Annotated in this window: 4 protein-coding genes; all 4 read left to right on the top strand. The window is 72.5% G+C overall.

Going from position 1 to position 2,243, the window contains the following annotated elements; all coding sequences use genetic code 11:
* The coding region (locus ACYVE9_RS23780; protein ID WP_461029941.1) for a DUF6177 family protein at positions 1 to 560 on the top strand (560 nt) is incomplete at its 5' end.
* A gap of 89 nt (positions 561 to 649) precedes the next feature.
* Positions 650 to 1,027: an NADH-quinone oxidoreductase subunit A gene (locus tag ACYVE9_RS23775; RefSeq protein WP_461029940.1), complete on the top strand. Its 378-nt coding sequence runs from the start codon at positions 650 to 652 to the stop codon at positions 1,025 to 1,027.
* Positions 1,018 to 1,719 (top strand): NADH-quinone oxidoreductase subunit B, encoded by a 702-nt coding sequence (locus tag ACYVE9_RS23770; RefSeq protein WP_461029939.1) that lies wholly within the window; start codon positions 1,018 to 1,020, stop codon positions 1,717 to 1,719. The genes ACYVE9_RS23775 and ACYVE9_RS23770 overlap by 10 nt, the downstream gene beginning before the upstream one ends.
* Positions 1,716 to 2,243 (top strand): NADH-quinone oxidoreductase subunit C (locus ACYVE9_RS23765; RefSeq protein WP_461029938.1); only part of this gene is annotated, 528 nt, incomplete at its 3' end. The genes ACYVE9_RS23770 and ACYVE9_RS23765, both read left to right, overlap by 4 nt.

Genomic DNA, 2,243 nt, shown 5'->3' with positions numbered 1-2,243 from the left:
CCGGCTGGGGCACCGCGGAACCGGCCTGCCTCACCTGGTCCCGGCACGAACTGACCGAGTACAGCCGGGACCGCGCGCCCCGGGCGACCTGGCTGGTCGTCGTCGGCCGCCCCGACCGCCCGGCGCTCGCCACCGTCCGGGTGTCCCGCACCACCGGCGGCGTGGAGGAGGACATCAGCTTCGCCATGGGCCTCGCCCCGGACGCCGCCGAGCCGACCGACGAGGAACTGCGGGCGCTGGCCGCCCGGCTCGTCGCCGAGCACGGCCTGGTGACGATGCTCGTCCAGCGCCGCGAGGCCCGCGCCGACCTCACGTTCCACCCGCACGTGGAGATGCCGCCCGCCCCGGTGTCGTTCACTCTGGGCAGCGCGGACGTGCGCGACATCGGCGTCACCCTCGCCCGGCGCCCCCCGCTGCCGGACCGCCCCCTCCAGCTCGGCCCGCTGCACGAGGCCGGTTTCCACTACCGGTTGCGGGACGCCGGCTGGGACGGTTTCCGCCAGCTCGTGGAGCATCTGCGCACGTCGGGCGAAACAGGGGCAAGCAGCCCGACCCGGTGACGGGCGACCCCCGTCACCGGTAGCAGGCCCTAGACTCCCGTGCGTACAGATCGCCGAAAGCTGACCCAGCGACGCTGACCTAGGGACGGATGGACGTGCCGGACTACTTCCACGGCTATTCGGTCGTCGGGCTGGTGGCGGCGGTCGGAGTGCTCTTCGTGGCCGTGGCCTTCGGGTCCGGGCGGCTGCTCCGGCCGGTCGTGCCGACGCGCGAGAAGATGCTGACGTACGAGTGCGGCGTCGACCCGGTGGGGGACGACTGGGCCCACACCCAGGTCCGCTACTACGTCTACGCGTTCCTCTACGTGATCTTCGCCATCGACTCGATCTTCCTGTTCCCCTGGGCGACGGTCTTCGCGGAGCCCGGCTACGGCGGCGCCACCCTGGTCGAAATGTTCATCTTCCTCGGCTTTCTCGCCGTGGGCCTGCTGTACGCATGGAAGAAGGGCGTCCTCACATGGGCGTGACACCGCTGGGAATGCCCGGCAGCGCGCCGGCAGCCGGCACCGCCGATACCGAAGCCGACCCCGCCGCCAAGCTCGGCGTGCTGTCCCGGCTGGCGCCCCAGCCGATGAAGGTGGTCCTCAACTGGGGGCGCCGCTACAGCCTGTGGGTCTTCAACTTCGGCCTGGCGTGCTGCGCGATCGAGTTCATCGCCGCGTCGATGTCCCGGCACGACTTCATCCGGCTCGGCGTCATCCCGTTCGCGCCGGGGCCCCGGCAGGCGGACCTGATGGTCGTCTCCGGCACCGTCACCGACAAGATGGCGCCCGCCGTGAAACGGCTCTACGAGCAGATGCCCGAGCCGAAGTACGTCATCTCCTTCGGCGCCTGCTCCAACTGCGGCGGCCCCTACTGGGACTCGTACTCGGTCACCAAGGGCGTCGACCAGATCATTCCCGTCGACGTCTACGTGCCCGGCTGCCCGCCGCGCCCGGAGGCGCTGCTCCAGGGCATTCTCACCCTTCAGGACAAGATCGCCCGGGAGTCGCTGAGCGAGCGCTACGCCGCCGCCGCTGCCGGCCCCTCCCCCGCCGCACTCACCAGCCCGCTGGTGAGCCCGCCGCCCCCTGCCGAGGCGGACCCGGACCGGTCGGACACATCGGACGAGCCGCGTTCCCCGGACCGGTCGGACACGTCCGGGGAGGACGCACGATGAGCGAGCCCACCGACGGCGAGTGGCTGCCGCAGCCGGTCGAGGAACTCTTCGGGCCCGACGCGTCCGTTGCCCACGCCTACGGCCTGCTGACCGTGGACGTGCCCGCGACGGACTGGCTCGCCGCCCTCGACACCGCCCGCTCCACCCTGGGCTGCACCTACTTCGACTGGCTGAGCGCCGTGGACGAGGGCGAGACCGGCTTCCGGATCTGCGCCCACCTCGTCGCGCTGCCGGCCGACGGCACCGCACTGCGACGGCTGGTCGTGCGGACGACGCTGCCGGCCACCGCGCCCGCACTGCCGACCGCCACCGGCGTCTTCGTCGGCGCCGGTTGGCACGAGCGGGAGACCCACGAGATGTTCGGCGTCGAGTTCACCGGCCACCCGCACCCCGAACCGCTGCTGCTGCCGGACGGGTTCGAGGGCCACCCGCTGCGCAAGGACTTCGTGCTGGCCGCCCGCGTCGCCAAGGCGTGGCCCGGCGCGAAGGAGCCGGGGGAGTCCTCGGCGGCCGCCGGCCACGGC

The organism is Streptomyces sparsus (assembly GCF_054776295.1).
The sequence above is the reverse complement of the archived record's forward strand: the minus strand, read 5'-3'. Positions and strand labels throughout refer to the sequence as shown.

Excerpts from the sequence above, each read along its gene's own strand:
- ACYVE9_RS23775 (WP_461029940.1), top strand. The coding sequence starts at position 650 with ATGGACGTGCCGGACTACTTCCACGGCTATTCGGTCGTCGGGCTGGTG.
- ACYVE9_RS23770 (WP_461029939.1), top strand. The coding sequence starts at position 1,018 with ATGGGCGTGACACCGCTGGGAATGCCCGGCAGCGCGCCGGCAGCCGGC.